26 protein-coding genes are annotated in these 24,865 nt (G+C 41.6%); 15 read left to right on the forward strand and 11 right to left on the reverse strand.

The genetic code is table 11. The features are described 5' to 3' along the window. Positions 1 to 28 precede the first annotated feature (28 nt). Together QQK00_RS18400 and QQK00_RS18405 are read right to left on the reverse strand one after the other, a co-directional pair. Entirely contained in the window at positions 29 to 844 is an 816-nt protein-coding gene (locus tag QQK00_RS18400) for a DUF2145 domain-containing protein (RefSeq protein WP_284219157.1), read from the reverse strand. 27 nt (positions 845 to 871) lie between these two features. Beyond that, entirely contained in the window at positions 872 to 1,255 is a 384-nt protein-coding gene (locus tag QQK00_RS18405; RefSeq protein WP_284219158.1) for a hypothetical protein, read from the reverse strand. Between the two features lie 134 nt (positions 1,256 to 1,389). On the opposite strand from QQK00_RS18405, the gene QQK00_RS18410 reads away from it, so the two are divergent. From QQK00_RS18410 to QQK00_RS18435, 6 genes are all read left to right on the forward strand, one after another. Next, complete coding sequence (locus QQK00_RS18410) at positions 1,390 to 2,127, forward strand: helix-turn-helix domain-containing protein (protein WP_284219159.1); 738 nt, start codon at positions 1,390 to 1,392, stop codon at positions 2,125 to 2,127. A gap of 281 nt (positions 2,128 to 2,408) precedes the next feature. Continuing rightward, entirely contained in the window at positions 2,409 to 3,041 is a 633-nt protein-coding gene (petA, locus tag QQK00_RS18415; RefSeq protein ID WP_284219160.1) for a ubiquinol-cytochrome c reductase iron-sulfur subunit, read from the forward strand. After that, positions 3,041 to 4,306, forward strand: coding sequence for a cytochrome b (locus tag QQK00_RS18420; protein ID WP_284219161.1), 1,266 nt, complete (start codon positions 3,041 to 3,043; stop codon positions 4,304 to 4,306). The genes petA and QQK00_RS18420 overlap by 1 nt, the downstream gene beginning before the upstream one ends. After that, positions 4,303 to 5,037 (forward strand): cytochrome c1, encoded by a 735-nt coding sequence (locus QQK00_RS18425; protein WP_284219162.1) that lies wholly within the window; start codon positions 4,303 to 4,305, stop codon positions 5,035 to 5,037. The genes QQK00_RS18420 and QQK00_RS18425 overlap by 4 nt, the downstream gene beginning before the upstream one ends. 104 nt (positions 5,038 to 5,141) lie before the next feature. Further along, a complete protein-coding gene (gene sspA, locus QQK00_RS18430; RefSeq protein WP_284219163.1) occupies positions 5,142 to 5,774 on the forward strand; it encodes a stringent starvation protein SspA in 633 nt (210 codons plus the stop codon). A gap of 12 nt (positions 5,775 to 5,786) precedes the next feature. Continuing rightward, a complete protein-coding gene (locus QQK00_RS18435) occupies positions 5,787 to 6,239 on the forward strand; it encodes a ClpXP protease specificity-enhancing factor (protein ID WP_284219164.1) in 453 nt (150 codons plus the stop codon). A gap of 52 nt (positions 6,240 to 6,291) precedes the next feature. Here QQK00_RS18435 and QQK00_RS18440 read toward each other — a convergent pair whose 3' ends face one another. Genes QQK00_RS18440 through QQK00_RS18455 form a run of 4 tightly spaced genes read right to left on the reverse strand, consistent with a single transcriptional unit; the run spans position 6,292 to position 9,858 of the window. Next, positions 6,292 to 6,897, reverse strand: coding sequence for a BON domain-containing protein (locus QQK00_RS18440; protein ID WP_284219166.1), 606 nt, complete (start codon positions 6,895 to 6,897; stop codon positions 6,292 to 6,294). A gap of 17 nt (positions 6,898 to 6,914) precedes the next feature. Then, a complete protein-coding gene (locus QQK00_RS18445; protein ID WP_284219167.1) occupies positions 6,915 to 7,505 on the reverse strand; it encodes a phosphoheptose isomerase in 591 nt (196 codons plus the stop codon). A gap of 38 nt (positions 7,506 to 7,543) precedes the next feature. Further along, positions 7,544 to 7,900 (reverse strand): YraN family protein, encoded by a 357-nt coding sequence (locus tag QQK00_RS18450; RefSeq protein ID WP_284219168.1) that lies wholly within the window; start codon positions 7,898 to 7,900, stop codon positions 7,544 to 7,546. Next, entirely contained in the window at positions 7,900 to 9,858 is a 1,959-nt protein-coding gene (locus tag QQK00_RS18455; RefSeq protein ID WP_284219169.1) for a penicillin-binding protein activator, read from the reverse strand. Before QQK00_RS18455 ends, QQK00_RS18450 begins: the two co-directional genes overlap by 1 nt. 143 nt (positions 9,859 to 10,001) lie before the next feature. Between QQK00_RS18455 and rsmI the strand changes: the two genes are divergently transcribed. Beyond that, complete coding sequence (gene rsmI / locus QQK00_RS18460; protein ID WP_284219170.1) at positions 10,002 to 10,832, forward strand: 16S rRNA (cytidine(1402)-2'-O)-methyltransferase; 831 nt, start codon at positions 10,002 to 10,004, stop codon at positions 10,830 to 10,832. Between the two features lie 33 nt (positions 10,833 to 10,865). Here rsmI and argR read toward each other — a convergent pair whose 3' ends face one another. Then, positions 10,866 to 11,330, reverse strand: coding sequence for a transcriptional regulator ArgR (argR, locus tag QQK00_RS18465; RefSeq protein WP_284219171.1), 465 nt, complete (start codon positions 11,328 to 11,330; stop codon positions 10,866 to 10,868). A 253-nt stretch (positions 11,331 to 11,583) separates the two neighbouring features. On the opposite strand from argR, the gene mdh reads away from it, so the two are divergent. Both mdh and ppiC read left to right on the forward strand, forming a co-directional pair. Continuing rightward, a complete protein-coding gene (gene mdh / locus QQK00_RS18470; protein WP_284219172.1) occupies positions 11,584 to 12,522 on the forward strand; it encodes a malate dehydrogenase in 939 nt (312 codons plus the stop codon). Positions 12,523 to 12,600: 78 nt separating this feature from the next. Continuing rightward, a complete protein-coding gene (gene ppiC, locus QQK00_RS18475) occupies positions 12,601 to 12,879 on the forward strand; it encodes a peptidylprolyl isomerase PpiC (RefSeq protein ID WP_284219173.1) in 279 nt (92 codons plus the stop codon). Here ppiC and QQK00_RS18480 read toward each other — a convergent pair. Then, positions 12,867 to 13,583, reverse strand: a complete 717-nt coding sequence (locus QQK00_RS18480) for an aspartate/glutamate racemase family protein (RefSeq protein WP_284219190.1) — start codon at positions 13,581 to 13,583, stop codon at positions 12,867 to 12,869. The two genes, ppiC and QQK00_RS18480, sit on opposite strands and share 13 nt — an antisense overlap. 127 nt (positions 13,584 to 13,710) lie before the next feature. On the opposite strand from QQK00_RS18480, the gene trxC reads away from it, so the two are divergent. Continuing rightward, positions 13,711 to 14,148 carry a thioredoxin TrxC gene (gene trxC, locus QQK00_RS18485; RefSeq protein ID WP_284219174.1) on the forward strand — a complete coding sequence of 146 codons (438 nt, stop codon included), beginning with the start codon at positions 13,711 to 13,713 and terminating at the stop codon, positions 14,146 to 14,148. Between the two features lie 19 nt (positions 14,149 to 14,167). Here the strand turns inward: trxC and QQK00_RS18490 are convergent, their stop codons facing one another. The 3 genes from QQK00_RS18490 to ppc form a co-directional block, all read right to left on the reverse strand. Further along, complete coding sequence (locus QQK00_RS18490) at positions 14,168 to 15,907, reverse strand: alpha-1,3-galactosidase-related protein (protein WP_284219175.1); 1,740 nt, start codon at positions 15,905 to 15,907, stop codon at positions 14,168 to 14,170. Between the two features lie 223 nt (positions 15,908 to 16,130). Beyond that, on the reverse strand, positions 16,131 to 16,643 hold the full coding sequence (locus QQK00_RS18495; RefSeq protein WP_284219176.1) for an RNA methyltransferase: 513 nt from the start codon (positions 16,641 to 16,643) through the stop codon (positions 16,131 to 16,133). Positions 16,644 to 16,645: 2 nt separating this feature from the next. Further along, on the reverse strand, positions 16,646 to 19,264 hold the full coding sequence (gene ppc, locus QQK00_RS18500) for a phosphoenolpyruvate carboxylase (protein ID WP_284219177.1): 2,619 nt from the start codon (positions 19,262 to 19,264) through the stop codon (positions 16,646 to 16,648). A 249-nt stretch (positions 19,265 to 19,513) separates the two neighbouring features. Here ppc and bamJ point away from each other — a divergent pair, with 249 nt between their 5' ends. The 5 genes from bamJ (at position 19,514) to fabV (ending at position 24,707) form a co-directional block, all read left to right on the forward strand. Further along, positions 19,514 to 20,134 (forward strand): BamJ family beta-barrel-assembly machinery protein, encoded by a 621-nt coding sequence (bamJ, locus tag QQK00_RS18505; RefSeq protein WP_284219178.1) that lies wholly within the window; start codon positions 19,514 to 19,516, stop codon positions 20,132 to 20,134. 260 nt (positions 20,135 to 20,394) lie between these two features. Then, entirely contained in the window at positions 20,395 to 20,820 is a 426-nt protein-coding gene (locus tag QQK00_RS18510) for a TRAP transporter small permease subunit (RefSeq protein WP_284219179.1), read from the forward strand. Beyond that, positions 20,820 to 22,187, forward strand: a complete 1,368-nt coding sequence (locus tag QQK00_RS18515; RefSeq protein WP_284219180.1) for a TRAP transporter large permease — start codon at positions 20,820 to 20,822, stop codon at positions 22,185 to 22,187. The genes QQK00_RS18510 and QQK00_RS18515 overlap by 1 nt, the downstream gene beginning before the upstream one ends. A gap of 62 nt (positions 22,188 to 22,249) precedes the next feature. Further along, on the forward strand, positions 22,250 to 23,347 hold the full coding sequence (locus QQK00_RS18520; RefSeq protein ID WP_284219191.1) for a TRAP transporter substrate-binding protein: 1,098 nt from the start codon (positions 22,250 to 22,252) through the stop codon (positions 23,345 to 23,347). A 181-nt stretch (positions 23,348 to 23,528) separates the two neighbouring features. Beyond that, positions 23,529 to 24,707 (forward strand): enoyl-ACP reductase FabV, encoded by a 1,179-nt coding sequence (gene fabV, locus QQK00_RS18525; protein WP_284219181.1) that lies wholly within the window; start codon positions 23,529 to 23,531, stop codon positions 24,705 to 24,707. Positions 24,708 to 24,865 lie beyond the last annotated feature (158 nt).

The following is a 24,865-nucleotide window of genomic DNA, read 5'->3' on the forward strand; positions in this document are numbered from 1 at the left end:
TAAAAGTTAGGTTTTGTCTGCGTGCTAATTAATGCAAACTGTTTGGAGTTAGGTGTTTATCTAAAATGACGGCGTGCTTGATTAAGCCAAAACGTTCAAGGTAGTTTGATATGCTCATGAATGTCGCTGTTTTGGGTCTGACGCTATGATCTTTTCGGCTTACATCCTCAGCAAACATACTCCCAAGCATGAGTTTAAGTGGGCTAACATTTACTTTTTGCGCCGCAAAATATGCACGTGTATTTGTCTTAATTTGCTGCATGTCTAGCGTGTTGTAAATCGCTGCGTTTAGCATGTTTAACGTAAACTCTGTGCAATTTTGAAACACGTTATTGTACGGGTTAGCAATCACCGAATACTGTGGGTTGTGGAGCTGAAGATGTTCGTTTTGACTAACCATCGCTATTAATCCTCTCTGGATCTCGTCACTAGGAATGATAATCCCCGCTTGCAGCGCTTTGGCTCCCCAAAAAAAATCAATAGGGTAGTCAACAAATAAAAAGCTACGGGTTTTATTTTTGGGTTCTTGGTACAGGTTGTGAATGGCGTAACCAAATTCGCGGCTGCCGTCATCTGTTATTATTTCAGAGTAAATAGCGATAGCCGTATGTGTAAATTTAATCCCTTTGGGTAAGTCTTTGACCGGGCGACCTGTTCTGGCAATAATAAACGCTCTTGCGCCGTGCATGGCGGCATATTGCTCGCTACCTTTTGCGAGCGTTTTTATTTCTTCTACACTAAAACTGCTTTGAGACGTTTGTTGGCTGCCCGCGTAAACAGGCATAACAACTAACTTAGCAAGCAATATACAAATGACAAAGCATTGTAGAATACGTGGTTGCATGGTTATATCCTCGGTATGTTTAAAAGGCTATTGCGTGCTTTCAATCACGGTTTTTTTGGTCACGATTTCTACCGATTTTTTATGCTTAACCGCTTGATTGGGTGGAGGCCCTGCTGTTATCACTGTATGCGTGACGACCAACGGTTTATCGAAGGTTTCAATTGTTTTTGATACTTTGTCTCCCGACGCATTAATCGCACTGCCAACCGCAATACTTGCTGAGCCTGCTATTACTAGTGGCACCGCGACGGCAGCACTAGCAACCTTTAGGGTTGATGCAGTAGCGTGAGAACTCGCAAGCGCTGAGTGTTTACTTGCCAATACACTGTGCTCAGAGGCTGCGCTATCAGCAAATGTATTCATCGAACATACTAGGCTGCTTACTAAAACAATGGATTTGAATGATTTCATTGTAGATTCCTTAGGTTTGTATTCGAGATCTACAATATCCTTGAGTACTTAATAGGTAAACCATTGCAAATTATGTATTAATATATTAGCTTTAAAGTATATATATAATATACTTTGTAGCGTTGTATACTCCCATGAGCCAAATCAACAACCTGATCACTACCTTAAAGCAACTACTTAAATCGGAAGGTATTACCTATAAAATGCTTGCCAACGCGCTTGATATGAGCGAAGCCAATGTAAAGCGTATGTTTGCTTCACAAAACTTCGCACTGACAAGGCTTGAAGCAATATGCGAGCACTTAAACATTGCAATATCCGATTTATTTATCATGGCGCAAGAGCGTCTCGAAAAGCTGAGTCAACTGACCGACGCACAAGAGCAAGAGTTACTCGACAATCCCAAATTACTGCTCGTTGCGGTATGTGTGCGGGATGGTTGGAAGTTTGAAGAAATTATTGATTACTACGATATTGATGAATTTGCGTGTATCCGCTTGATGGCTAAACTCGATAAACTGCGAATTATCGATTTACTCCCCAACAACAGATATCGGTCCTTAATTGCGCAGGACTTTCGTTGGATTCCAGGCGGCAGGCTAGAGCGCTTTATGGAACAAGAAGTCATGGTAAAGTTTATGGCTCCTCGACAAAATGAACCTTGGATATTTAGGTTTTACCTGCGTGGGCGATATTCGCAAAATTCTATCGAGATTATCCAACGCAAGTTGAATCGGGTGACAAAAGAAGCCGCACAGCTAAACATCGACGATCAATCACTTCCTTTAGCACAGAGGCAACATACCGGTATGCTATTGGCGATGCGACCATGGGAGCCATCGCTGTTCGAAAAGATGCGCAGGCTAAAATGAGGTTGATTTGCGTAAATTTTTTGAGTGAGAAGCTCAAATAAAGAATAAAAAATCCGCACTGTGCAGATTTCTTGACTTAAAACAACAACTAGCTTGTGTTTTTGACAGTAAAACCTTGTGTTCACTGGGTGTTTTCTTTTACCATACACGACAATTTTTATTTAGTAGATTTTGGTTCCGATCAGCTAAAAGTTCGAATTTACGAATAATTGCCGATAACGCCTAATGACTACCAAATTTTTACAGGTTGAAATACCTTCCCAACTCTCGGAGAACAGTTGATGAGTGAAGTATCAGTAGATGCGAATAAGTCAGCCCAAGATCCTTCTGTGCCAGAAAACAGTAATAGACGTAAGTTTTTGACTGTTGCAACGTCAGTTGTAGGCGCCGTTGGAGCTGGTTATGCTGCAGTACCTTTCATTGCGTCTTGGAACCCAAGTGCCAGAGCAAAAGCGGCTGGTGCTGATGTTGAAGTCGACATAAGTGGTATCCAAGTCGGTCAGCTTATTCGCGTAATGTGGCGAAGCAAGCCAGTATGGATTGTTCGTCGCCCTGCTGCGATGCTTGAAGCGCTTGGTAAACATGAAGACCAACTTAAGGATCCAAGCTCAGAAAACCCTCAACAACCCGAATACGCCAAAAATCAGTATCGCTCTATTAAAGAAGAGTATTTGGTTTTAGTTGGTATATGTACGCATTTAGGGTGTTCTCCTCAACACTTATCTAATGGTGCATTTTCTCAATATGCTGAAGGCGTTCAAGATGGCTTCTTCTGTCCTTGTCATGGTTCAAAATTTGATATGGCTGGTCGTGTTTTTCAAAACGTACCAGCAGGATTAAACTTGCAAGTGCCTCCATATAACTTTATTGATGACAATACTTTGTTGATTGGTTCTGATGGGGAGAATGCATAATGAACGCATTTCTGAATTGGATTGAAGCGCGTATACCCATGATGCGTGTCGCAAACATGCACGCTATTCAATATCCTGCGCCAAAGAACATGAACTTCTGGTACGTATTTGGCTTTTTAGCGACGATAGTACTAGTTAACCAAATTGTGACTGGCATTTGGTTAACGATGAACTTTGAACCATCCGCTGAGCGAGCATTTGCCTCAGTAGAATACATCATGCGTGAAGTTGATTATGGTTGGTTAATACGTTACATGCACAGCACAGGCGCATCTGCGTTTTTTGTAGTTGTCTATATGCATATGTTCAGAGGGATGATTTACGGTTCTTACCAAAAGCCGCGTGAGTTACTGTGGATATTCGGTATGCTGATTTATCTTGCCCTTATGGCAGAGGCCTTCATGGGCTATGTTCTTCCATGGGGACAAATGTCGTATTGGGGAGCGCAAGTAATCGTGTCATTGTTTGGTGCGATTCCAGTCATTGGCCCGGATTTAGTTATTTGGATTCAAGGTGATTACGTTATTTCGGGCGCTACCTTAAACAGATTTTTTGCACTGCACGTTATTGCCTTGCCGTTAGTCATTGTTATCTTAGTATTCTTGCATATCATCGCTTTACATGAAGTGGGGTCAAATAACCCGGATGGTGTAAACATTAAGCATAAAAAAGGTAGCCTTGCAGAAGAAGACAAGACTAAGTATGAAATCCACGAATACTATACTAGTAAGTATGATATTGCCGATGATATCGTGCCTTTCTTCCCTCATATTGTGCTTAAAGATCTTGTAGCGTTTAGCATCTTCCTCTTTGTGTTTTGTTACATTCTTTTCTTTGCGCCGGAAATGGGCGGTAAGTTCCTTGAACACCCTAATTTTGAAATTGCTAACCCGCTCAAAACCCCTGAGCATATATTCCCTGTTTGGTATTTCACGCCGTTTTATGCGATTTTGAAAGCCGTCCCAGATAAACTATTCGGTGTATTAACGATGTTTGCCGCTATTGGCGTGTTATTTGCGCTGCCTTGGGTTGATCGTAGTAACGTACGTTCGTGGAGATACAGAAGCGGCCTGCATAAAGTGAACTTGATTGTGTTTGCCATTGTATTTGTTTTCCTTGGTTACTTAGGTGGAACGCCTCAAGAGAACTGGAAAATCATCTCATCACAAATCGCAACCATAATGTATTTTGCATTCTTCGTTGCCTTGTTCTTGTATTCTAAGAGTGAGCGAACTAAACCAGTACCTGCGAGGATTTCGAAATGAAGAAGTGGTTAGCATTATTACTATTTGTTCCGAGCGTAACGTTTGCAGCAGGTTCTAATTATCCTCTCGATAGCGTAGATATCGACCTAAAAGACAAGCCTTCATTGCAAAATGGCGCGAAGATATTCATGAACTACTGCCTTGGTTGTCACCAAATGCAGTATCAACGTTATCAACGTACTTTTAACGATTTGGGGATTCCTGAAGAGTTAGGCGAAGAATATTTGCAGTTTACGGGTGAAAAAGTATCAGACTATATCACCACACCAATGCCTGGCGAAGATGCTGCAAAATGGTTTGGTGGCCCGCCACCCGATTTAACGCTTGTTGCTCGTGTGCGCGGTCCTGAATGGCTGTATACGTACTTACGTACTTTTTATGTTGACGAAGACAAAAAGTTCGGTGTAAATAACCTTGTTTTCCCTGATGTTGGTATGCCGCATGTGTTGGAGCCTTTGCAAGGAACCCCGCGCAAGGTATATAAAGAAATCATGGTAGATGGCAAGATGACAAAGTCTGAAGTATTTACTGTTGAATCAGATGGTAACGGTGCTTTGTCTCCTGAAGAATATGATGATGCGATGCGTGATCTAGTAAATTATCTGGAATACTCAGGTGAACCGTCTCGCTTAGAATCTGAAAGCATCGGCCGTGGCGCACTGATTTTTATCGTAATATTCTTTGTTTTCGCCTTACTTCTTAAGAAAGAATACTGGCGAGACGTAAAGTAATAGTTTACAATTCACGACCATTTTGAAAAGGGGCTTTATTGCCCTTTTTTATTGGTTTACCTTTATTCGAAAACAATACATAGCATCAGCTTGCGGAGGTTTTAATGGCAGTGGCCACTAACAAACGTTCAATTATGACTCTTTTTTCTGACAATATAGATATCTATAGTCATCAAGTGCGCATTGTACTTGCAGAAAAAGGTGTTGGCGTTGAGATAATTTTTACCGATCCAACTCAAATGAATGAAGAATTGTTAGAGCTAAATCCCTACGGCACTGTTCCAACCCTAGTTGATCGTGAATTAGTGCTTTATAAGTCACACATTGTGATGGAGTATTTGGATGAGCGCTTTCCTCACCCGCCGTTAATGCCTGTATACCCAGTATCACGCGGTAAGAGCCGTTTAATGATGCACCGTATTGAGCAAGACTGGTATAGCCTTGCTGCAAGAATTTTCCGTAACGAAGACGGTGCAGAGCAAGCGCGTAATGAGCTAAGAGAAGCTATATTATCTTTAGCGCCTGTATTCTCAGAAACGCCTTACTTCATGAGTGAAGAGTTTAGCTTAGTTGATTGCTATCTTGCGCCATTACTATGGAGATTACCTGCATTAGATATTACGTTGAGCGGCACAGGTAGTCGTGAAGTTAACGCTTATATGAAGCGAATTTTTGAACGTGGTTCATTTAAAGCATCGTTAACTGACCAAGAACGAGAAATTCATAATCCACTATAGACGGACAGTGTTATGCAGCAAGGAATGACATCAAATCAACCCTATCTATTAAAAGCGTTCTACGAGTGGATCGTCGATAATGGTTTGACGCCATATGTTGTTGTAAGCACACAGTGGCCTGATGTAGATGTACCAATGCAGTTTGTCAAAGACGAGCAAATTGTGTTGAATATATCGCCGAATGCCTGCGTTAACTTTATGATGGATGTTGACGCTATTTCATTTCAGGCGAGGTTTGGTGGACAACCAACAAATGTAATGTTTCCTTGTGAAGCGGTTGGTGCTATTTATGCTAAAGAAAACGGCGCAGGCACCGTGTTTACACAAGAATTGCCCGCAACGTCAACATCGTCTGATGCTAATGAAAGCGAAAAGCCTGCCCTGTCTGATGTTCCTTCACAAAGCGCTGATAAGCCAAAAGCCGATAAACCTCGCAGTAAGGCCACTTTACGCGTGGTTAAATAGGGTTTTCGAGAGTAAAATTAATTCACTAACTGATTAATCTTATATTTACGCATTAGTCAGTTAGCTCCAATACTCTCACTACCTTTGTGACGCCTTTAACATTTCGGGCTACATCTACCGCCGCTAACGCTTCCTTACGCGTTAGTTTGCCCATGATAAATACCTCACTGTCTTCCACTATTAAGTCGAGTTTTAACAGTGGCACGCGTTCATTTGTCCCCATCAGTGTACGGATTTTAGTACCGAGCCATATATCGTGCATTGTCGACGACGCAGGAATTGGGCTACCTAAGCGTATTTGATTGTGGACACGTTTAACATTCATGATGCTAGTCGCTTTTCTTTCAGCTTCGTCAATTAGAAATGCTTGATTTGCTTGTCCTGTAAGCAACACTTGGCCATTGTATACATGAATACTAATCGCTGAGTTGTCGTCGATGTTAGGAATAGTGTCAATAGCAGAGCTGACTCTAGCTTCCATCGTTTTATCGTCTATTTGTGTGCCGACTGTTCGCCTATCTGAGGCCGAGCTAGCGGCGGTGCTGGCCGCGCCAACAGCAACGACAGAGGCACATCCTGATAAAATTAACTGAGAACATATAGCTGCAATAGCTAGATGCTTTAGTCGTAAGCTTTTATGAGATTTGCGTTTAAACATACTAACTTCTCTTCTGTTTACGCAGACGCGATTGGGAATAGCGCGTTATCTATTGATTCACATAAGCAGTGAATAGCCAATAAGTGCACTTCTTGAATTCTAGCGGTACGAGATGATGGCACTCTTATTTCGACATCGTTTTCACCGATAAAACCGGCCATTTCGCCACCATCTTTGCCTGTTAATGCCACGATGGTCATATCACGAGCAAGGGCTGCTTGCATCGCGTTGATGACGTTTGCGGAGTTGCCGCTAGTCGATATTGCCAATAAAATATCGCCTTGTTGCCCTAAGGCTTTGACTTGTTTGGAAAACACTTCATCATATGAAAAATCGTTAGCAATCGATGTAATCGTTGAACTATCGGTCGTTAATGCGATGGCAGGTAAGGGCGGTCTGTCACGCTCGTATCTATTGAGTAACTCAGATGAAAAGTGCTGAGCATCGCCAGCAGAACCACCATTACCACAGGTGAGTATTTTATTGCCCATAATGAGTGCTTGAATCATCATCTTCGACGCTTTTTCGATAGATTCTGGGATTGCCTCCGCCGCCGCAATTTTAGTTTGAATACTTTCTGTAAAATTTTTCTTAATATTGTCTAGCATGCACTTCTTTGCTCAGTTGTCCTTTGGATAAATGGATTTTATACGTTTTTTATCCACTCTAATTGGTCTCCATCGATCGCTATTAAGTCGATTCGAATTGCTTCATGATGAATATTACGTTGTTTTTGTTTAAAGTAACACATTATTGCATTGACTACTTTACGTCTTTTCGATGCTGTGAAAAACTCTGCAGCGCTTCCATGAGAATCACTACTTCTATATTTGACCTCAACAAATACCCAAAGTTGCTTATCTGTAAAAATTAGATCGATCTCGCCGGGCTTTACCTTAAAATTCGCTTCTACAAATTGTAGCCCTTCAGATGCCAAAAAGGTTTTTGCGCGAAGTTCTGCTTCTTTACCTACTTCACTCGCAACCCATTGCTTAATCGCCATTAATTGGCGCTGTTTGCTTGTGTATCTTCAATGCTCAATGCGGAAAGGCGGCGGTTAACCAGCCCATTTTTTAGTACAGATAGTTCGCCACTAAGCCCGTGTTGCGTGACTTGTTCAAATAGCCTTAATTGCAAAGAATTGTTCGCAATTGACAGGGCGTCATAACCAAATGCGAATAGACGTAAAAATGTACTTGATGGCTGATTGTATAAGGCTTCTACCGTTAGGGCTAAGTCAGACTGCCGCGCTTCAGGTTGAACAAAAGGCATGTCAATAAACACTAAGTTTCGTAAGTCTCGGACGCTGTTTTTATTGTACTTGTGATTGTAGCTATAGGACGTTGCAAACACTGGTACCGCTTTATCACTAAAAAGACTAATACTACTTTCAATAATTGGATTGAGTAACTCGAGGTCTTGTGGCTTTGCAAATACGACGAAGCCGTCTACGTCTCGTCGATTGCGTGTCACGCTATGCACAACACCTGTGGTAAGCCCAGACAACTGTTTAATGCGTTTTTCACTTTGGAGCACATCTAACGCAGAGGTTATACCGACTCGCATTGATTTATTATCGGTAAAGGAAACTTCACTTAATTTAGTTGATGCCGGATTCTCATTGCTCGAAAGCTCGCTATACCAATGTTGTGTAAACGCATTTTTCATTCGCTCAGAAACATTGTTGTCTTCAAAAATAACAATGGGGTTTTTTATACCTTTTGACAGCATAAGCCTTGCGAGTTCTTCAGCTTCTTGTTCAGGAGACAAGGCAAAATAAGTGGTTTGTATATCTGCATTTTCGAACGAATCAACTGCGCCTTTTGGCTTTGAATTTAAGTGAACACGCGCTAAATTAGGTGGCAGTATATTTGAAAGTTGACGGATGTGTCCTTTCAATAAAGGGCCAAGCAACAGCGCATGCTGTGAATAGTCCAGCGAAAGAGCCTCTTGGCTTAGTTGTTCATCTGAACCGCTATCAACAAACGAAATCGTATAGGTTTCTTCGAGGTTTAATTCTCTTAAACGTTTAGCGCGATCATAATATGCACTTAGTATCCCTTGTTTTATTGCATTACCTTGAGTTTGCAACCGCCCAGATAAAGGCAGGAGTACTAAAATGTCACTGCTTTCGGAAAGTTGAATGCTAGAGAAGTGAGTAATTGTTTGTGGCATTTGCTCATGTTGTGCCAGTTCAGTATTATCGTCTAACCACGTTTTTAATGACTGTTGGCGGCTTTTATCGGAGAGTGTTTCGTCTTCAACAATTGCTAACAGTGTAACGAAAGGCGCAAGGCTAGACACTTCGTTAAGTAAACTGTGTCGATACTCGTGTGTTTGTTGGCTGAGAGCTTGCCATAGCAAGTTAATTCGGTAAGGGTGAAGAATAGATGCCGCTGCAGCTTCGTTCGCAATGCTCATGTTTTTTGTTACGCCTGCACGCGCAAGCGCTTCGATACTTTCTTTATATGATTCGGTCAGCACCTGATAAACTGCAAGAGCAAATTGTATGCGCGTTTTTTGCTTGTTGTCGTGAATACTGAGATCACTGGCGTTGGATAACCAAACATCAATTTTTGCCAGGGCTAGTTCGGTATCTGAGCGCTTACCGTTGTCCAATATGGCTTTTAAACTGCACTCGCTGCGCAGCAATTCACTATGCGCGCGTTGTTGTGAATTGAGGGATGTATTAAGTAAATGATAAACGATTAGGTTACTATCAGAGCAGTTACCTTCGGACTGCAACATTTGTGCGTAGTCTAATAAGTTATCGACAGTTAATTGGGCGTTTTGGGTTGTGCGGTAATCCGCAATAATTGTGTCGATAGGATCTTGTTCAATGATTTGGCTTACCGGCGTTTCTTTTTTAACGATTGGTGACGTTTCTTTCACTGGCGTCCCGCCGCACGCGGCAATGACCACTAATGTACAAGCTAACAACAATGCCTTTGGTAAATTCACAATATATCCTTTGTGACCCTGAATGTGCCTTAGTTTACCGCTACTCAAAAAAAATACTAGTTAGTGCTACAGAAACTGTCCTAAAGACGGTGTAAAATAGCGGCAGATAATCGCTTAGCGACGACCATATAATCAGGAAGCTTATGTCATCCGGAAGTTTATACATTGTGCCAACACCCATAGGAAATTTGTCTGATATGACGCCTAGGGCAATCGACGTATTGGAAGCGGTAGATCTAATCGCAGCTGAAGATACTCGACATTCTGGCAAGTTATTACAACATTTTAATATTACAACCAACGCCATAAGCCTGCACGCGCATAACGAAGGACAACGTAGCGAGTATATTGTTAGCAAATTGCTAGATGGCGTGAATATCGCACTTATTTCAGATGCTGGGACACCTCTAATAAGTGACCCAGGCTATGAATTAGTTAACTTGTGTCGTCAACACGCTATTACTGTTGTTGCGTTGCCTGGTGCATCAGCATTGACGACAGCACTATCCGCGTCAGGTCTTCCTACGGATAAATTTACTTTTTCTGGTTTTTTACCGGTAAAGCAGCAAGCAAAGGAAAGTGCCTTGCAAAACGCTTTGGACAGTGGCCATACGCATATTTTCTATGAGTCTCCCAAGCGAATATTAGACACACTGACTATGATTGATACGGTAAATCCGAGTGCACAAGTCGTTATTGCTAAAGAGCTGACAAAAGCCTTTGAGGCATATGTGACTGGGCATGCGAACGATGCCATTCATTGGCTTATGGATGACGGCGCACGCCAGAAAGGTGAATTTGTATTGATGTTATATAAGGTGAAACAGAAAGCGACAAATGAAATGCCAAACGACGCGATAAGGTTGTTGAAGTTGTTACTGCCGCTATTGCCGCCGAAGAAAGCGGCAGCAGTGGTAGCAGAGCAATTTTCTTTAAATAAAAAAGAGGTTTATCAGTTTAGTATTGGGCTGTAATTGACGTTTTAACAAACCTGTCTGACGAGTGCATTACACATTATCAAATAAGTTTTGTACGCGCTGACGTAAGTCTTCAATTTCTTGGATATTGGCAGGGGCGATAAAAATAGTATCGTCTCCTGCAATGGTCCCTAATACACCGTCTGCCTGACTGAGTGAATCTAATAGCCTAGCGATAAGTTGCGCTGCGCCGGGACTGGTTCTAATAATGACCATAACGTTGTTATGCACGACATCAAGCACAAGTTGTTTTAACGGACTTTTGGCCGTTGGCATGCCTAATTCTGGTGGCAAGCAGTAGACCATGTCGCCTCTAGCATCCCTCGTGCGAACTGCGCCAAACTTGCTTAGCATCCTTGATACTTTAGATTGACTGATGTTGCCAAACCCTAAACCTTTCAGCGCATTGACTATCTCTCCCTGAGAGCCATAGCGTTCGGAATTTAACAGTTCTTTAAAGGCCTTAACGAGTTCGTCTTGTTTTGATACGGACATAGATTTTAGTGCGTTATTTACAATTTGGAAGCAATTCCACATTTTGCACTATAGATATGAACTTGGCAATTAGCATGGACGTGATTTGGGTATTTATATATGAGTGATGCGGCTCGCTAACTAGCTAGGCTTATTCTATATGTACAATGAATCTAAAGGATATAGTGCTCGAAGCTATAGAATAATTGAGATCTACGCCTAATTGTATTACTCTCTGGCTCGAAATTTTTGCCCTTTTATCAGGAGAAATAACATGAAAGTAGCCGTTTTAGGCGCGGCCGGTGGTATCGGTCAAGCATTATCATTATTGCTAAAAACTCAACTTCCCGCTGGTTCAGAATTGTCTTTATATGACGTTGCACCAGTTGTTCCTGGAGTTGCGGTTGATTTGAGCCACATACCAACTGATGTTGCAGTAGCAGGATTCGGAAAAGACGATCTTGCTGATGCATTAAGTGGTTGTGACATCGTGTTAATTCCTGCTGGCGTACCTCGCAAACCGGGTATGGATCGTTCAGATTTATTTAACATTAACGCTGGGATTGTCAAAAACTTAGTAGATGCTTGTGCTGACAATTGCCCAAATGCTTGTATCGGTATTATTACTAATCCGGTGAATACCACTGTAGCCATTGCTGCAGAAGCATTAAAAGCGAAAGGTGTGTACGATAAGAATAAATTGTTTGGTGTTACCACGCTTGATGTTATTCGTTCAGAAACATTTATTGCAGAGTTAAAAGGTAAGAGTACGTCAGAGATTCATGTACCTGTTATAGGTGGTCACTCTGGTACTACTATCCTACCATTATTATCACAAGTTGAAGGCGTTAGCTTTACAGACGAAGAAGTAGCTGCGCTTACGCCGCGCATCCAAAACGCGGGTACTGAAGTGGTTGAAGCAAAGGCCGGTGGCGGATCTGCGACGCTTTCTATGGGGCAAGCAGCAGCACGTTTTTGTTTGTCACTTGTGAAAGCGATGCAAGGTGGTGATGTTATTGAATATACTTACGTTCAAGTAGACGGCTCTGAAGACGCTGCATTTTTTGCTCACCCAGTAAAATTAGGTAAAAATGGTGTTGAAGAAATCTTACCATATGGTGAATTGAGCGCATTTGAGCAAAAAGCCAAAGAAGATATGCTTGAAGGCTTACGTGGCGATATCAAGCTAGGCGTTGATTTTGTAAACGGCTAAGCCTTGCTTTTATGTTTCATGAAAGGCGCATTATGCGCCTTTTTTTTTAAAAAAATTCGTAAGTAAATAGGATTTCATATGGCGACCGCCTGCGCGTTACACATATTGGTAAAAACTGAGAAACAAGCAAAAGAGTTGCTCATACAGCTCAAAAAAGGCAAAGATTTTGGTACGCTTGCGAAGCGCCACTCCATATGCCCGTCGGGTAAAAAAGGCGGTGACTTAGGCGAATTTAGACGAGGTCAAATGGTTAAACCCTTTGAAGACGTCGTATTTAAAAAGGACATCCTTACCGTGCACGGCCCGGTAAAAACGAAGTTTGGGTATCATCTGATTAAAACGCTTTATCGAAATTGAGTGATATCATTCGTGTTGAGCGCCCAATCAATAGCCGCATCTACATGAATTTGCGTCGTATCATAAAGTGGGGCTTCTGTATCGGTCTGCTGAACTAACAAGCCGATTTCTGTGCAACCCAATATAATGCCTTCCGCACCATGTTCAACGAGTTTCTCAATAATGGACAAATATGCCTGTTTTGATTCTGCTTTAATTACGCCCTGGCAAAGTTCATCGTAAATAATGTTATGCACAATAGTTTGATTAGCATCGTTGGGTACAATGGCATGTATGTTAAATTTTTCTTTTATTCTCCCCTTATAGAATTCTTCCGTCATCGTAAATTTTGTGCCGAGTAAGCCTACTTTTTTAATCTTGTCTTTTTTGAGTTTTGCGCCAGTCGCGTCGGCGATATGTAATAGTGGTATGTTGATATTTGCCTGAATGTCTTCCGCTATTTTGTGCATAGTGTTCGTACAAATAAGTAAGCACTCGGCACCAGACGCTTCGACACGTTGTGCTTCTGATGAGAGTATGGTGCTAGCTGATTGCCAATCGCCTTGTTGCTGCAGTAAGGCAATGTCATGGAAATCAACACTGATAAGACTCACTTTGGCAGAGTGCAAGCCACCTAGCGCCTGTTTGACACCAATATTGAGTGCTTTGTAGTAGCTTGCGGTCGATTCCCAACTCATACCGCCTAGTAAACCAATTGTTTTCATATCTATCGTTTTCATGCATATTCTCTCGCGAGACTATTTGTTATGATCAAATGAAAGTAAACCTCACAGTATTAGGTCTTTAAAACAATTACAATGGTCTTGAGGTGTTTATGTATACGAGGTATTTATGCATGTAGTATGTGCAAAGTGTGGCGCGATAAATAGAGTGCCTGAAAGCAAAAGTCATACAAACGCAGGTTGTGGCAAATGTAAATCTGCTATTTACGAAGGAAAACCTGTTGCCTTAACAGATCACAGTTTTTTTCGTTATGTAGAGCAAAACGACCTCCCCATCATTGTTGATTTTTGGGCGTCTTGGTGTGGGCCTTGTAAAGCAATGGCGCCAGTATTTGAATCAGTTGCCATGCAATCTGACGGTTTATTATTTGCTAAAGTGGATACACAAGAAGCGCAGCAGATTGCTGCCGAAGCAGGTATTCGATCAATTCCTACCCTAATCTTCTTTCATAAAGGTGCAGAAGTTGACCGAATGTCGGGCGCACTAAATGAATCTCAGCTAAAACAATGGATCATGAAGTGCGTAAATAAGCTTTCAAATAATTAGGCTAAGGCTTAAGCCAGATTTATTGCTTAAAGCCATCATTGCCTTTTATTTGTATGGCCTTAGAGTCATTCGACATTTTAGTCGCTAAGGTCCAGTTAAAACGCTTGGCAGTGTTTCCGATAAGTTGTACGTTGTTAGAATAGTTAATATCAACGGATGGATAATCTTTTATCGTTGGGTAATCGTCGCTAAATGTTAGCGTATTACCTGAAACAATAAGGCCGTCTACTGATTTGCTATGTACGAGCAAGCCGTTAAATGAACGAATGTTGTTATCAATGAATTGCACGTTTTTATGGTAATACCCTTCACCAATTCGTTGCTCAGATGTTAGCATGGGGGATACAAATAGTGGGTAATGCGGTTTGCCACTAAACCCAGTATTTACAAAAGTATTATTCCTAATTATTACATCTTCTACAGCGCCGGATTCGTACCAACTCTTATTGTCACCTTCAATCAAAATGCCATGCATTTGATTATTAAAGTAGTTGTTTTCGATGAGCACTTTTCCTTTGGTAGTGACCAATGCGCCACGGGCGCGGTTTTCCATCACCATATTGTTACGAAAGGTTAGGTTGGGCTGCCACGTTAAATTTTCTAGCGACATTGGGACATTGGGCAAATTGTCTGGTGTATCTGCTAAGGTCACTACGAACCGCTTGTCATTTAACACTTCAATCGCCGTAATACTAGATTCAAAGAATGGTAGTACGGTTTCTCGCGACAAAATTGCAATGCGATCGCCCACTTCGCCAAATATTAGACCCATTTGTTGAAAGTGACTAATAGACGCAATAAATTTGTTGTCGCCTAAGTAAGCGTCAATATTCACGTATGCGCCATGCACATTAATACCGTCATCTAACATATGTTCCATTAAACTGTTTTCGACAATAATCTCACCTTTACAACCGATAAAGTGCGTGGCATCCGCTCGGGTGGCAACTAGCCGTCCATCTGCAGAGCTAACGGTAAATTTATTTACATGAATGTTTTCGGTGCGCTCTACTATGAGTGCCATGCCACCTGCAGCAAGCACGCTTACATTGTCTATTTTTACGTCTTTCGAATTTGTTATATGAATGCCTGGCACCAATCTGCTTGTTGGGTTATTGCCATATACTATAAGCACACTGTCTTTTGGCGGCGGGAGGCGATTGCCAATATTACTTAATTCTACGATATCATCACCGACCAACTTTGCATGGAGCGTTAACCAAGGTAATCCGTAGTCGTAAGTGTTAAATATTGGCGAGCGTGTTTTAGGGTTAAAAACAATATTGCTACCGGTTGGGTCAAGCTGTCCGAATCGGTCGAAGAAAAGTCGATTGTCTTGAATTTTATAAGGTGCATTTTGTTTATCCACCTTCACTTGAAAGGTTTTATTTACCTTGTTGCTTTTGACAACGGTCAATTCGGCATGAAAAGGGCGTATAAAGTCAATGGTGAAATTTTTGAGCGTGATATTCTGCCCACTTTCTACGGTAAACGGTACCATTCTGCCGTGGAACATGAAGGTTGAACCAGAGCCATCAATTGTGAGTTTTCGAGAATTGAAAAGACCAAAGCCCATTCGCTTCAGTCCGTTGTCATGATTTGCGACATAACGGTATTTTTCTATGGCGTTATCAGGGTAGAAGTCATATTGGCCTTTCGGAAAAACAAGTGTGACATTTTCTTCATTAGATACCGATTTGATCAGTTGTTGTAGTTCAAAGGTAATGTCTTTTCCTGGCGATATCCCGTGCGCAGACACGTCGATGACTTTTGCTTGTGCGCCAAATACAAGACTTAAGAAGCAAATTAGAAATATTGATTTGCTGTGAATTGATTTAAAGTGACTAAATTTGTACATATTATTAAAATTTTTATCAATTGATATTATTATCATACGGCTAAATGATTAAAAGTAAACGTTTACATTTTTGCTTTTAACTTTATTAATCTTTGTTTTTATATGCATTTTTGAATACCTCGTTTTAGGGAGAGTTTATTGCGAGGGTATTATTCTTATCTCTTGCTTGACGTACCGCGTTGTTCGTCTTGTCATAGCCAAGTTTACACAAGCGGTCATAAAACAATACACTGGCTGTTGCTGCAAGATTTAGGTTGCTTCTGCACGGTATAAACACCACATGATCAGCCTCATCTACGAGTGTTTGAGATACACTCCCGTCTTCTGGACCAAAAATATAGTATGCATTCTCTGGGTGTTTAAATTCTGGGAGTGCAATCGCATTTTCTACCAGCTCAATCACTACACTAATGGCGCCATCGGGTTTGTAAGCGAGTAAGTCGTCTACGCCAACCGTAGGTATTTGTTTTCTAAAATTCTGAGTGTCTTGGGCAAAGTCTTTATTGTTGTCTTTGGCATAACCAAACCGTTGCCCCGTATAAAAAATGGATGATGCGCCAAAACATCCTGCCGAACGCAAAATAGCCGCTACATTGGTAGCGGCTTTTGGATTTACTAAGCCAATACTAAAAGGCATAGTTAGCCGGTGTTTCTCATACCAACAGCAATACCAGTAATTGCTACCATCATTGCACGTTCAAGTGTTTCCACATCGTTATCACTAAATTCAGAAGCCTCTGCTTTTCTGATTCTGTCGAGTAGCTCTATTTGCAAGTAGTGCAGCGGTTGAAGATAAGTGGCGCGTATATTCATTGATGTGCGGCCATGAGGGTCATCTTCCATCATGTGTTCATGCCCCGTAATTGACAACAATGAATCAATACTGTCAGTCAATTCCTTACGCAAAGCTTCGCCGAAGTGAGAAAGCTCATTCGGTACTAAGCGCTTGTCATAAGCGGCGCTGATTTTAGGATCGGCCTTCTTAAATACCATATCAAGCATGGAAATACGTGAAGCGAAAAATGGCCATTGTTCAATCATTTCTTGGACAAGTGGATTGTTTTCTGTCGTATTTATGCTGTCAATTGCACGCATTACCCCCAACCAACTGGGTAATACTAAACGAGTTTGTGCCCAAGCAAAAATCCAAGGTATTGCTCGTAAGCTCTCGATCCCACCTTGCGGTTTTCGCTTAGCTGGGCGGCTACCTAATGGTAATTTGCCGAGTTCTTGCTCAGGCGTGGCAACACGGAAATAAGGAACAAAATCTTTGTCATGGCGCACAGTTTGCCGGTAGTTGTCCCTGCCTTTGTTGGCCATTTGTGTAATGATGTTTCGCCATTCAGCTTTTGGTGCGGGTGGCGGAGATGTAACGGCTTCAACTACTGCTGAGGCGTATAAGGACAAGCTACGTTTTGCCAATTGTGGCATACCAAACTTATAACGGATGGTTTCACCTTGTTCAGTAACTCTAAAGCCACCTTCAAGTGAACCTGGTGGTTGCGAATGAATAGCAGCTTTAGCTGGCAAGCCACCTCGCCCAATGGTGCCGCCACGTCCGTGGAACAATGTGAGCTGAATGTTGTTTTCACTGGCTAAATTTACAAGGGCTTCTTGAGATTCATATTGTGCCCAACCTGCCGCCAGTGAGCCGGCATCCTTCGCAGAGTCCGAGTAGCCAATCATTACGTACTGCCGGCCATTGATATAATGTCGATACCATTCAATGCCAAGTAAGGCCTTCATTGCTTGTGGTGAGTGATTTAAATCATCTAACGTTTCAAACAGCGGCGCCACTGGCATTGGCCAGTTGACACCTGCTTCTTGCAATAGCAATTGAACGGCCAATACATCTGACGGCTCACGGGCCATTGAAATGATATAAATACCAAAGCCCGCCTTATCGTTATTGGCAATAACCTCACACGTATCTAACACTTCTTGTACGTCGTCAGAAGGCGACCAGTTTTTGGGTACAAGCGGGCGTTTGGAGGATAGTTCTTTAAGTAAGAACGCTTGTTTCTCTTCTTCGCTCCACTCGTTATAGTCGCCCATATCAAGATATTGGGTGATTTCGCTAAACACATCTGCATGGCGTTGAGAGTCTTGCCTAATATCTAGTTTCAACAATTGCGCGCCAAAAGCATGTGCGCGCCTCAGTGTATCTAACAAGGCGCCATCGGCAATAACACGCATATTGCACTCGCACAATGATTCATAACATGTATTGAGTGGTGCTAACAATTCATCTGTGCTTTGAATCCAATGCTTGCTATCTACTTTGCCTTCTCTAGTCAGTTCTAACTTTTGAATAAGTGGTTTTAAAATCGCGCGATAAGGTTCTTTTTTATCTCCGATTTTCTCGCGCAGTTCATCGTTACATTTGTTCATTGACAACTCAGTGTATAAACGATGTAAATCTTCTAAAAATAGCTTGGCCGCGCGCCGCCTAGCTCTGTGTAGTACTTCTTGTGTCACTGAAGCGGTAACAAATGGGTTACCATCGCGATCACCGCCCATCCATGAGCTAAATTGCACTGGTTTTGCGGTCAATGGGAGGCGCTGCGAGAAGCGAGTTTGTAAGAATTCGTCAAGTTCACGCATAAACTCAGGAATTGCTTCCCATAATGAATTTTCGATGACGGAATATCCCCAACGGGCTTCATCCACTGGCGTGGGTCTTATTGAACGTATTTCTTCTGTGTGCCATGCTTGCGCAATTAAGTCAGCAACACGTGTTTTACTCCTAGCGCGTTCAGATTCACTCATTTCTGTTGAATGGAGTGTTAATAATTGGCTTGCTAATTCCCGGTGCTTATGAATGTTTGTGCGGCGAGTCACCTCGGTTGGGTGAGCTGTAAGAACTAGATCGACGTTAAGGTTTTCAATGGCCTTCTTGATGTCGTCTTCACTTACTTCTTTGCCAGAGTTGTCGAGTAAATTAGTTAGTTGCAAAGACAAGGTATCAGCAGAGGTTGCTGCGGTATTAAACTCTTGCTCAGCAATATTGGCGAGATTTAAGAACTGCGCAAATGCTCTACCAATGGTCAATAAGGATTTGTTATCAAGTGAAGCGAGTGTTTCTGCTAATTTTTGTGTAGATGCTTCATCCCCATTTGCCGACGCTCGGCCATCATGACGGATCTGTTCAATGCGATGCAACCATTCAGAACCTAACTCCGTTTCAATTGTTTCGCCTAAGGTAGCGCCTAGGTACTTAATAGTGTCTTTCAACTGAGTGACCAGATCTTGCTTCATACGTAAAGTGATTCCTATATTACTATTCTGATTTAACCATACTTCGATAGCACTACTATGTCTAGGCAGAGTCTATATAGATCCCATCTATTAAATAATGCAATTATCAATCTTGTTAAAGAGATATTAAATGTTGATGTTTTTTTATACTGAAAATGCTTGTGATGGTTATAAATACGAAAATAACGCAATTAGGATTGAAGATTCGGCCATGGTATCCTTGCGCTTTTTAATATTAGCGGAAATATTGTGAGCGATAAATATACAAGTATAGAAGAACAAGCCAGTTATGGTATTGGTTTTCAAATGGGACAGCAATTGACATCAAACCCTTTTGACGGGTTGGATATTAATATTGTGCTTGAGGGAGTGAAGCAAGGTTTTTCTGGTCAAGCACCTGAAGTAAGTAATGAGGCCTTAAGAACTGCATTCAATGAGATTCATCAGCGTATGCAAGCAGCTAAACAAACGCAGTTTGCAGAAGTAATGGCAAAGGGTAAAACTTATCTTGAAGAAAACGCCAAGCGTGACGAAATCACAGTAACTGATACTGGCTTACAGTATGAAGTACTGAATACTGGTGACGGTGATAAGCCGAGTGCTGCATCTACTGTTAGAACGCATTACCATGGAACGTTGATAGACGGAACAGTATTTGATAGTAGTTATGACCGTGGTGAACCAGCTGAATTCCCAGTAAATGGTGTAATCAAAGGTTGGACTGAAGCATTACAATTGATGTCTGTAGGTGATAAGTGGCGTTTGCACGTACCATATGATTTAGCTTACGGAGAGCAAGGTGCAGGTGCGGCCATTGGCCCATTCAGCACGCTAGTGTTTGACGTTGAGTTGCTTGACATCGTTGCGTAGCAAAGTAGTGAGTTCGGAGTGGTGTTCACCACTCCTGCGCCCAATAATTATTATATCGTATTTCCAATCGTTTAAATTCTTAGACGTTAATTTTTTGTAAATCAATAATTTGCTTGTACATGTACTTGTGTCACAATGTGCGTACCAGCGTAGTTTTAGTTTTTATTTTCTATATGTTACTTTTTAAGAATGTTATCGTTTACATTAATCGTACACTTGGCGTGTTTGTCAGTTACGCCACTATGATTATGGCCGTTTTGATGTTTTCAGTTGTATTGCTTCGTTATGGTTTTAATCTCGGTTGGATAGGCTTACAAGAATCGATAACCTATTTACATGCCGCTGTATTTTTACTTGGCGCAGCTTTTACGTTTCAACATGATGGGCATGTCCGAGTAGATGTTTTTTATCGGCGCTTTTCTGTCAGAAAACGCGCGATAGTTGATTTCTTTGGTGCATTACTCTTCATGTTACCCGTGAGTATTTATTTATTTGTTGTTTGTTATGGTTATGTTGTTGAATCATGGCAACTATTGGAAGGAAGCAGGGAGCCAGGTGGTTTGCCTTTTGTTTACATATTAAAATCATTTTTGTTGATATTTGCCGGTTCTATGGCCTTGCAAGCAATCACTGAACTACTCAATCAAGGCAACAAAATTTTTGACAAGCAGTTGGTTTCGTCATAATGGAATGGTTGTCTTTACTCTTATTTTTTGCAGTTTGCGGTGCTTTGTTGCTTGGTTATCCTGTCGCGTTAACACTTGCAGGCGTATCGCTAATGTTTGCTGGTATTGGTGCGTTGTTCGGTGTATTTGACACAAGTTACTTACTCACAATCCCGTCTCGTCTATTTGGTATTATCAGCAATACTACGTTGATTGCTGTACCGTTGTTTGTATTGATGGGTGTGATCCTTGAACGAGCCAAAATAGCAGAAGATCTATTGACGTCTATGTCTGCTGTGTTGGGACGATATAGAACTGGACTTGGCGTATCTGTAATTCTTGTCGGAATGTTACTTGCTGCAAGCACTGGTATTGTGGGTGCAACCGTAGTGACGATGGGCTTAATGTCTCTACCAACCATGTTGAAACGTGGATATTCTCCTTCGTTAGCCGCTGGTACTATCTGTGCAACAGGTACATTAGGGCAGATAATTCCGCCGTCTATTGCGTTAGTGTTATTGGGTGATGTACTTAGTAGTGCGTATCAAAAAGCCCAATTAGATATGGGAATTTTTTCGCCAGACAGTGTCTCTGTGGGAGATTTGTTTGTCGGGGCGTTAATGCCTGGTTTGTTATTGGTTGTAATGTATTTACTGTACTTGTGGGCGGTCAGTCGGTTTTCTCCCGATCAGGTGCCCAAAGAAGGTCAATCAAATGAACACACTTCGATTTGGCCCTTGCTTGGCGCATTGATTCCACCTTTAGTGTTAATTGTATGTGTACTTGGCTCTATTTTATTGGGATATGCAACACCCACTGAAGCGGCGAGTGTCGGCGCGGTTGGAGCGCTTATTTTAGCGGCGATCAAAAAAACGCTCACCTTATCAACCTTTAAATACGTCACTACCGAAACAACGAAAGTGACGTCTATGGTGTTTCTAATTTTAATCGGGGCGAGCCTATTCTCTTTAGTTTTTAGAGGATTTGGTGGGGAAGATTTATTGAAATCGATATTTACGTCATTACCCGGTGGCTTGTTTACAGCAATGTTACTAGTCATGTTTGTGATATTTTTACTCGGTTTTATTCTCGATTTTATCGAAATAACCTTTGTTGTTGTACCGATAGTCGCACCGATTTTAATTGTTATGGGGGCTGACCCAATCTGGCTGGGTATTATGATAGCAGTGAACTTGCAAACGTCTTTTCTGACACCTCCCTTTGGTTTCGCGCTATTCTACTTGCGTGGCGTAGCAAGTGACATAGTTAAGACCGAACAAATATACAAAGGGGTTATCCCCTTTATAATTATTCAGTTAATATTATTAATTATTATTGCAATAGTGCCTTCGATAGTGACTTGGCTACCCAATATTGTATATGGATAACTCCTAGCAACGTGCGTTTCGTTTATCCGTAACGCATATAAAAGGCAACATGGAAAATTATGATGAAATTTCTTAAATTATTTGGGCTAATCTTTTCCCTTGTATTATTGAACGCTTGTGGCGGCGCAAATGAAAATACCAGTGATGCTGGCGTTTCAAATGCGCAATCAACGGAGGTACATAAGTGGAAACTCGTTACTTCTTGGCCCAAGAATTTTCCAGGTCTTGGTAGTGCGCCTGAAAGGTTCGCAGATTATGTGAACGAAATGTCTGCCGGTCGATTGCAGGTAACGGTTTATGGCGCAGGTGAGTTGGTGCCGGGGTTTGAAGTTTTTAATGCGGTTTCCAGTGGCAGTGCGCAAATGGGACATTCGGGGGCTTATTACTGGAAGGGAAAAATACCTGCAGCACCTATTTTTTCAGCTATCCCATTTGGTATGAATGTCACCGAAATGAATGCTTGGTTGCATTATGGCGGCGGCATGAAGTTGTGGCAAGAGCTATATCAACCGTTTGGCGTTGTGCCGTTTGCTGGAGGCAGCACTGGTGTACAAATGGCTGGTTGGTTTAAAAAGGAAATCAATACACTTAATGACCTTCAAGGCCTAAAAATGAGAATACCTGGGCTCGGCGGCGAAGTGTTAAAAAAGGTCGGTGGGCTTCCTCTTACGCTTACCGGAGGAGAAATTTTTACATCGTTACAAACAGGTGCAATTGATGCCACTGAATGGGTTGGTCCATATAACGACCAAACCTTTGGATTACATAAAGTGGCAGAATATTACTATACAAGTGGATGGCATGAGCCGGGTACTTTATTAGAGTTCATTGTCAATGAAAAGGCACTTAAGGGTTTGCCAAAAGATTTACAAAAAATCGTTGAGGTCGCTACCCGCGCGATCAATCAAGATATGCTTGATGAGTACACATCAGAAAACCATAAAGCAATGACACAATTAGTAGACGAACATAGTGTTAAATTGCGGACCTTACCTGATGATGTTATTAGTGCGCTGAAAACCGCGACCAATGAGGTTATTGCTGAAAAAAGGGCTGAGAACGCCGCTTTTGACAAAATATATGCTGAATACGATGACTTTTATCAAGGTGTTAGGCAGTACCATGCAAAATCTGAACGTGCCTATTACTTGAACAGATGAATGAGTAAAGGAAAGCAAATGCTGCTGGACAGATTTGTTTTTTATTTTTCCATCAGTAGAATGCGCTGCAAAAATAAAATTAAGGTTTAACTAGTGTAAACGGGCATCAATCAGCATTGGTGTATGCATTAGAAGGACCAACATTAATACAAAATATCGTGCAAAGGCGATAGGAGATACCATGGTAATAAAACCAAAAGTTAGAGGCTTCATTTGTACCAACGCTCACCCAGTTGGATGTGCAAAAAGTGTTGAAAATCAAATAAAGTACATACAAGGACAAGGCTTCGGAGAATCGGGTCCTAAAAACGTCTTGGTGATAGGTTGCTCAACTGGGTACGGCTTGGCGTCACGAATTACGTCTGCTTTTGGTTACGGTGCTAAAACCTTAGGTATTTGTTTTGAAAAACCACCTACTGAAAAGCGTTCTGCAACCGCAGGGTTTTACAATACGGCTGCATTTCATAATTTTGCAAAAGCTGATGGCCTGTATGCTGATACAATTAACGGCGATGCTTTTTCTGACGAAATAAAGGCGCAAACGATTGATAAAATTAAGCAAGATTTAGGAAAAATAGATCTTGTTATTTATTCACTTGCGTCACCCAGAAGAACTGACCCAGATACCGGCGAAACGTTTAAGTCAACATTGAAGCCAGTTGGGCAGGCATATACTACAAAAACGTATGACACAGACAAAGACAAAGTACATGAAGTGTCACTAGAGCCAGCAAACCAAGAAGAAATTGAGCACACCGTGAAAGTTATGGGCGGTGAAGATTGGGAACGTTGGATGCTACAGTTATCTGAAGCAGATGTATTGGCTGATGGTTGTAAAACTACCGCTTACACATACATTGGAAAGGAATTGACTTGGCCAATTTATGGTCAGGCGACGATCGGCAAAGCAAAAGAAGACTTGGATCGTGCGGCATCAACTATCATATCTTCATTGAGCGATAAATCGGTTTCTGCTCACGTGAGTTCGCTCAAGGCACTTGTTACGCAAGCGAGTTCAGCGATACCAGTAATGCCACTCTATATTTCGTTGATATACAAAGTAATGAAAGAAGAAGGCACTCATCAAGGGTGTATCGAACAGATTGCAGGTTTATTTGCTGAAAGGTTATTTGCTGAAAATCCGCCTGTAGATGAAGCAAATCGCTATCGCATGGATGGTGTTGAAACTAACGATGCAACGCAAGCTAAAATTAAGTCTCTTTGGGACCAGGTAACACAAGAGAATTTTCATCAGTTAAGCGACTATGCTGGATATAATCGTGAATTTTTAAATCTATTTGGATTTGAAATTAAAGATGTTGATTATGAGGCCGATGTGGATCTATTGGTCACTTGGTAAGTTTGATTAAATTTGATACCTAAGTTTTTACACGGTTAATGCATATATACTTATTAATTCCTTTAGGAACGATAAGTTAGGTGGAATTTTAAGTTAACAACTTTCGAAGACTAAAAGGGCTATTGGTATAATTCCGATAGCCTTTTATGCATGGTTAA

The sequence above is a fragment of the Agaribacter marinus genome (genome assembly GCF_030160655.1).
GTDB lineage: Bacteria > Pseudomonadota > Gammaproteobacteria > Enterobacterales > Alteromonadaceae > Glaciecola > Glaciecola marina.

Excerpts from the sequence above, each read along its gene's own strand:
- QQK00_RS18410 (WP_284219159.1), top strand. The coding sequence starts at position 1,390 with ATGAGCCAAATCAACAACCTGATCACTACCTTAAAGCAACTACTTAAA.
- QQK00_RS18480 (WP_284219190.1), bottom strand. The coding sequence starts at position 13,583 with ATGAAAACAATTGGTTTACTAGGCGGTATGAGTTGGGAATCGACCGCA.
- QQK00_RS18450 (WP_284219168.1), bottom strand. The coding sequence starts at position 7,900 with ATGGCGATTAAGCAATGGGTTGCGAGTGAAGTAGGTAAAGAAGCAGAA.
- QQK00_RS18440 (WP_284219166.1), bottom strand. The coding sequence starts at position 6,897 with ATGTTTAAACGCAAATCTCATAAAAGCTTACGACTAAAGCATCTAGCT.
- argR (WP_284219171.1), bottom strand. The coding sequence starts at position 11,330 with ATGTCCGTATCAAAACAAGACGAACTCGTTAAGGCCTTTAAAGAACTG.
- QQK00_RS18400 (WP_284219157.1), bottom strand. The coding sequence starts at position 844 with ATGCAACCACGTATTCTACAATGCTTTGTCATTTGTATATTGCTTGCT.
- mdh (WP_284219172.1), top strand. The coding sequence starts at position 11,584 with ATGAAAGTAGCCGTTTTAGGCGCGGCCGGTGGTATCGGTCAAGCATTA.
- QQK00_RS18405 (WP_284219158.1), bottom strand. The coding sequence starts at position 1,255 with ATGAAATCATTCAAATCCATTGTTTTAGTAAGCAGCCTAGTATGTTCG.
- QQK00_RS18425 (WP_284219162.1), top strand. The coding sequence starts at position 4,303 with ATGAAGAAGTGGTTAGCATTATTACTATTTGTTCCGAGCGTAACGTTT.
- petA (WP_284219160.1), top strand. The coding sequence starts at position 2,409 with ATGAGTGAAGTATCAGTAGATGCGAATAAGTCAGCCCAAGATCCTTCT.
- fabV (WP_284219181.1), top strand. The coding sequence starts at position 23,529 with ATGGTAATAAAACCAAAAGTTAGAGGCTTCATTTGTACCAACGCTCAC.
- QQK00_RS18515 (WP_284219180.1), top strand. The coding sequence starts at position 20,820 with ATGGAATGGTTGTCTTTACTCTTATTTTTTGCAGTTTGCGGTGCTTTG.
- ppiC (WP_284219173.1), top strand. The coding sequence starts at position 12,601 with ATGGCGACCGCCTGCGCGTTACACATATTGGTAAAAACTGAGAAACAA.
- QQK00_RS18495 (WP_284219176.1), bottom strand. The coding sequence starts at position 16,643 with ATGCCTTTTAGTATTGGCTTAGTAAATCCAAAAGCCGCTACCAATGTA.
- rsmI (WP_284219170.1), top strand. The coding sequence starts at position 10,002 with ATGTCATCCGGAAGTTTATACATTGTGCCAACACCCATAGGAAATTTG.
- ppc (WP_284219177.1), bottom strand. The coding sequence starts at position 19,264 with ATGAAGCAAGATCTGGTCACTCAGTTGAAAGACACTATTAAGTACCTA.
- QQK00_RS18435 (WP_284219164.1), top strand. The coding sequence starts at position 5,787 with ATGCAGCAAGGAATGACATCAAATCAACCCTATCTATTAAAAGCGTTC.
- QQK00_RS18520 (WP_284219191.1), top strand. The coding sequence starts at position 22,250 with ATGAAATTTCTTAAATTATTTGGGCTAATCTTTTCCCTTGTATTATTG.
- trxC (WP_284219174.1), top strand. The coding sequence starts at position 13,711 with ATGCATGTAGTATGTGCAAAGTGTGGCGCGATAAATAGAGTGCCTGAA.
- QQK00_RS18445 (WP_284219167.1), bottom strand. The coding sequence starts at position 7,505 with ATGCTAGACAATATTAAGAAAAATTTTACAGAAAGTATTCAAACTAAA.
- QQK00_RS18420 (WP_284219161.1), top strand. The coding sequence starts at position 3,041 with ATGAACGCATTTCTGAATTGGATTGAAGCGCGTATACCCATGATGCGT.
- QQK00_RS18510 (WP_284219179.1), top strand. The coding sequence starts at position 20,395 with ATGTTTTCAGTTGTATTGCTTCGTTATGGTTTTAATCTCGGTTGGATA.
- sspA (WP_284219163.1), top strand. The coding sequence starts at position 5,142 with ATGGCAGTGGCCACTAACAAACGTTCAATTATGACTCTTTTTTCTGAC.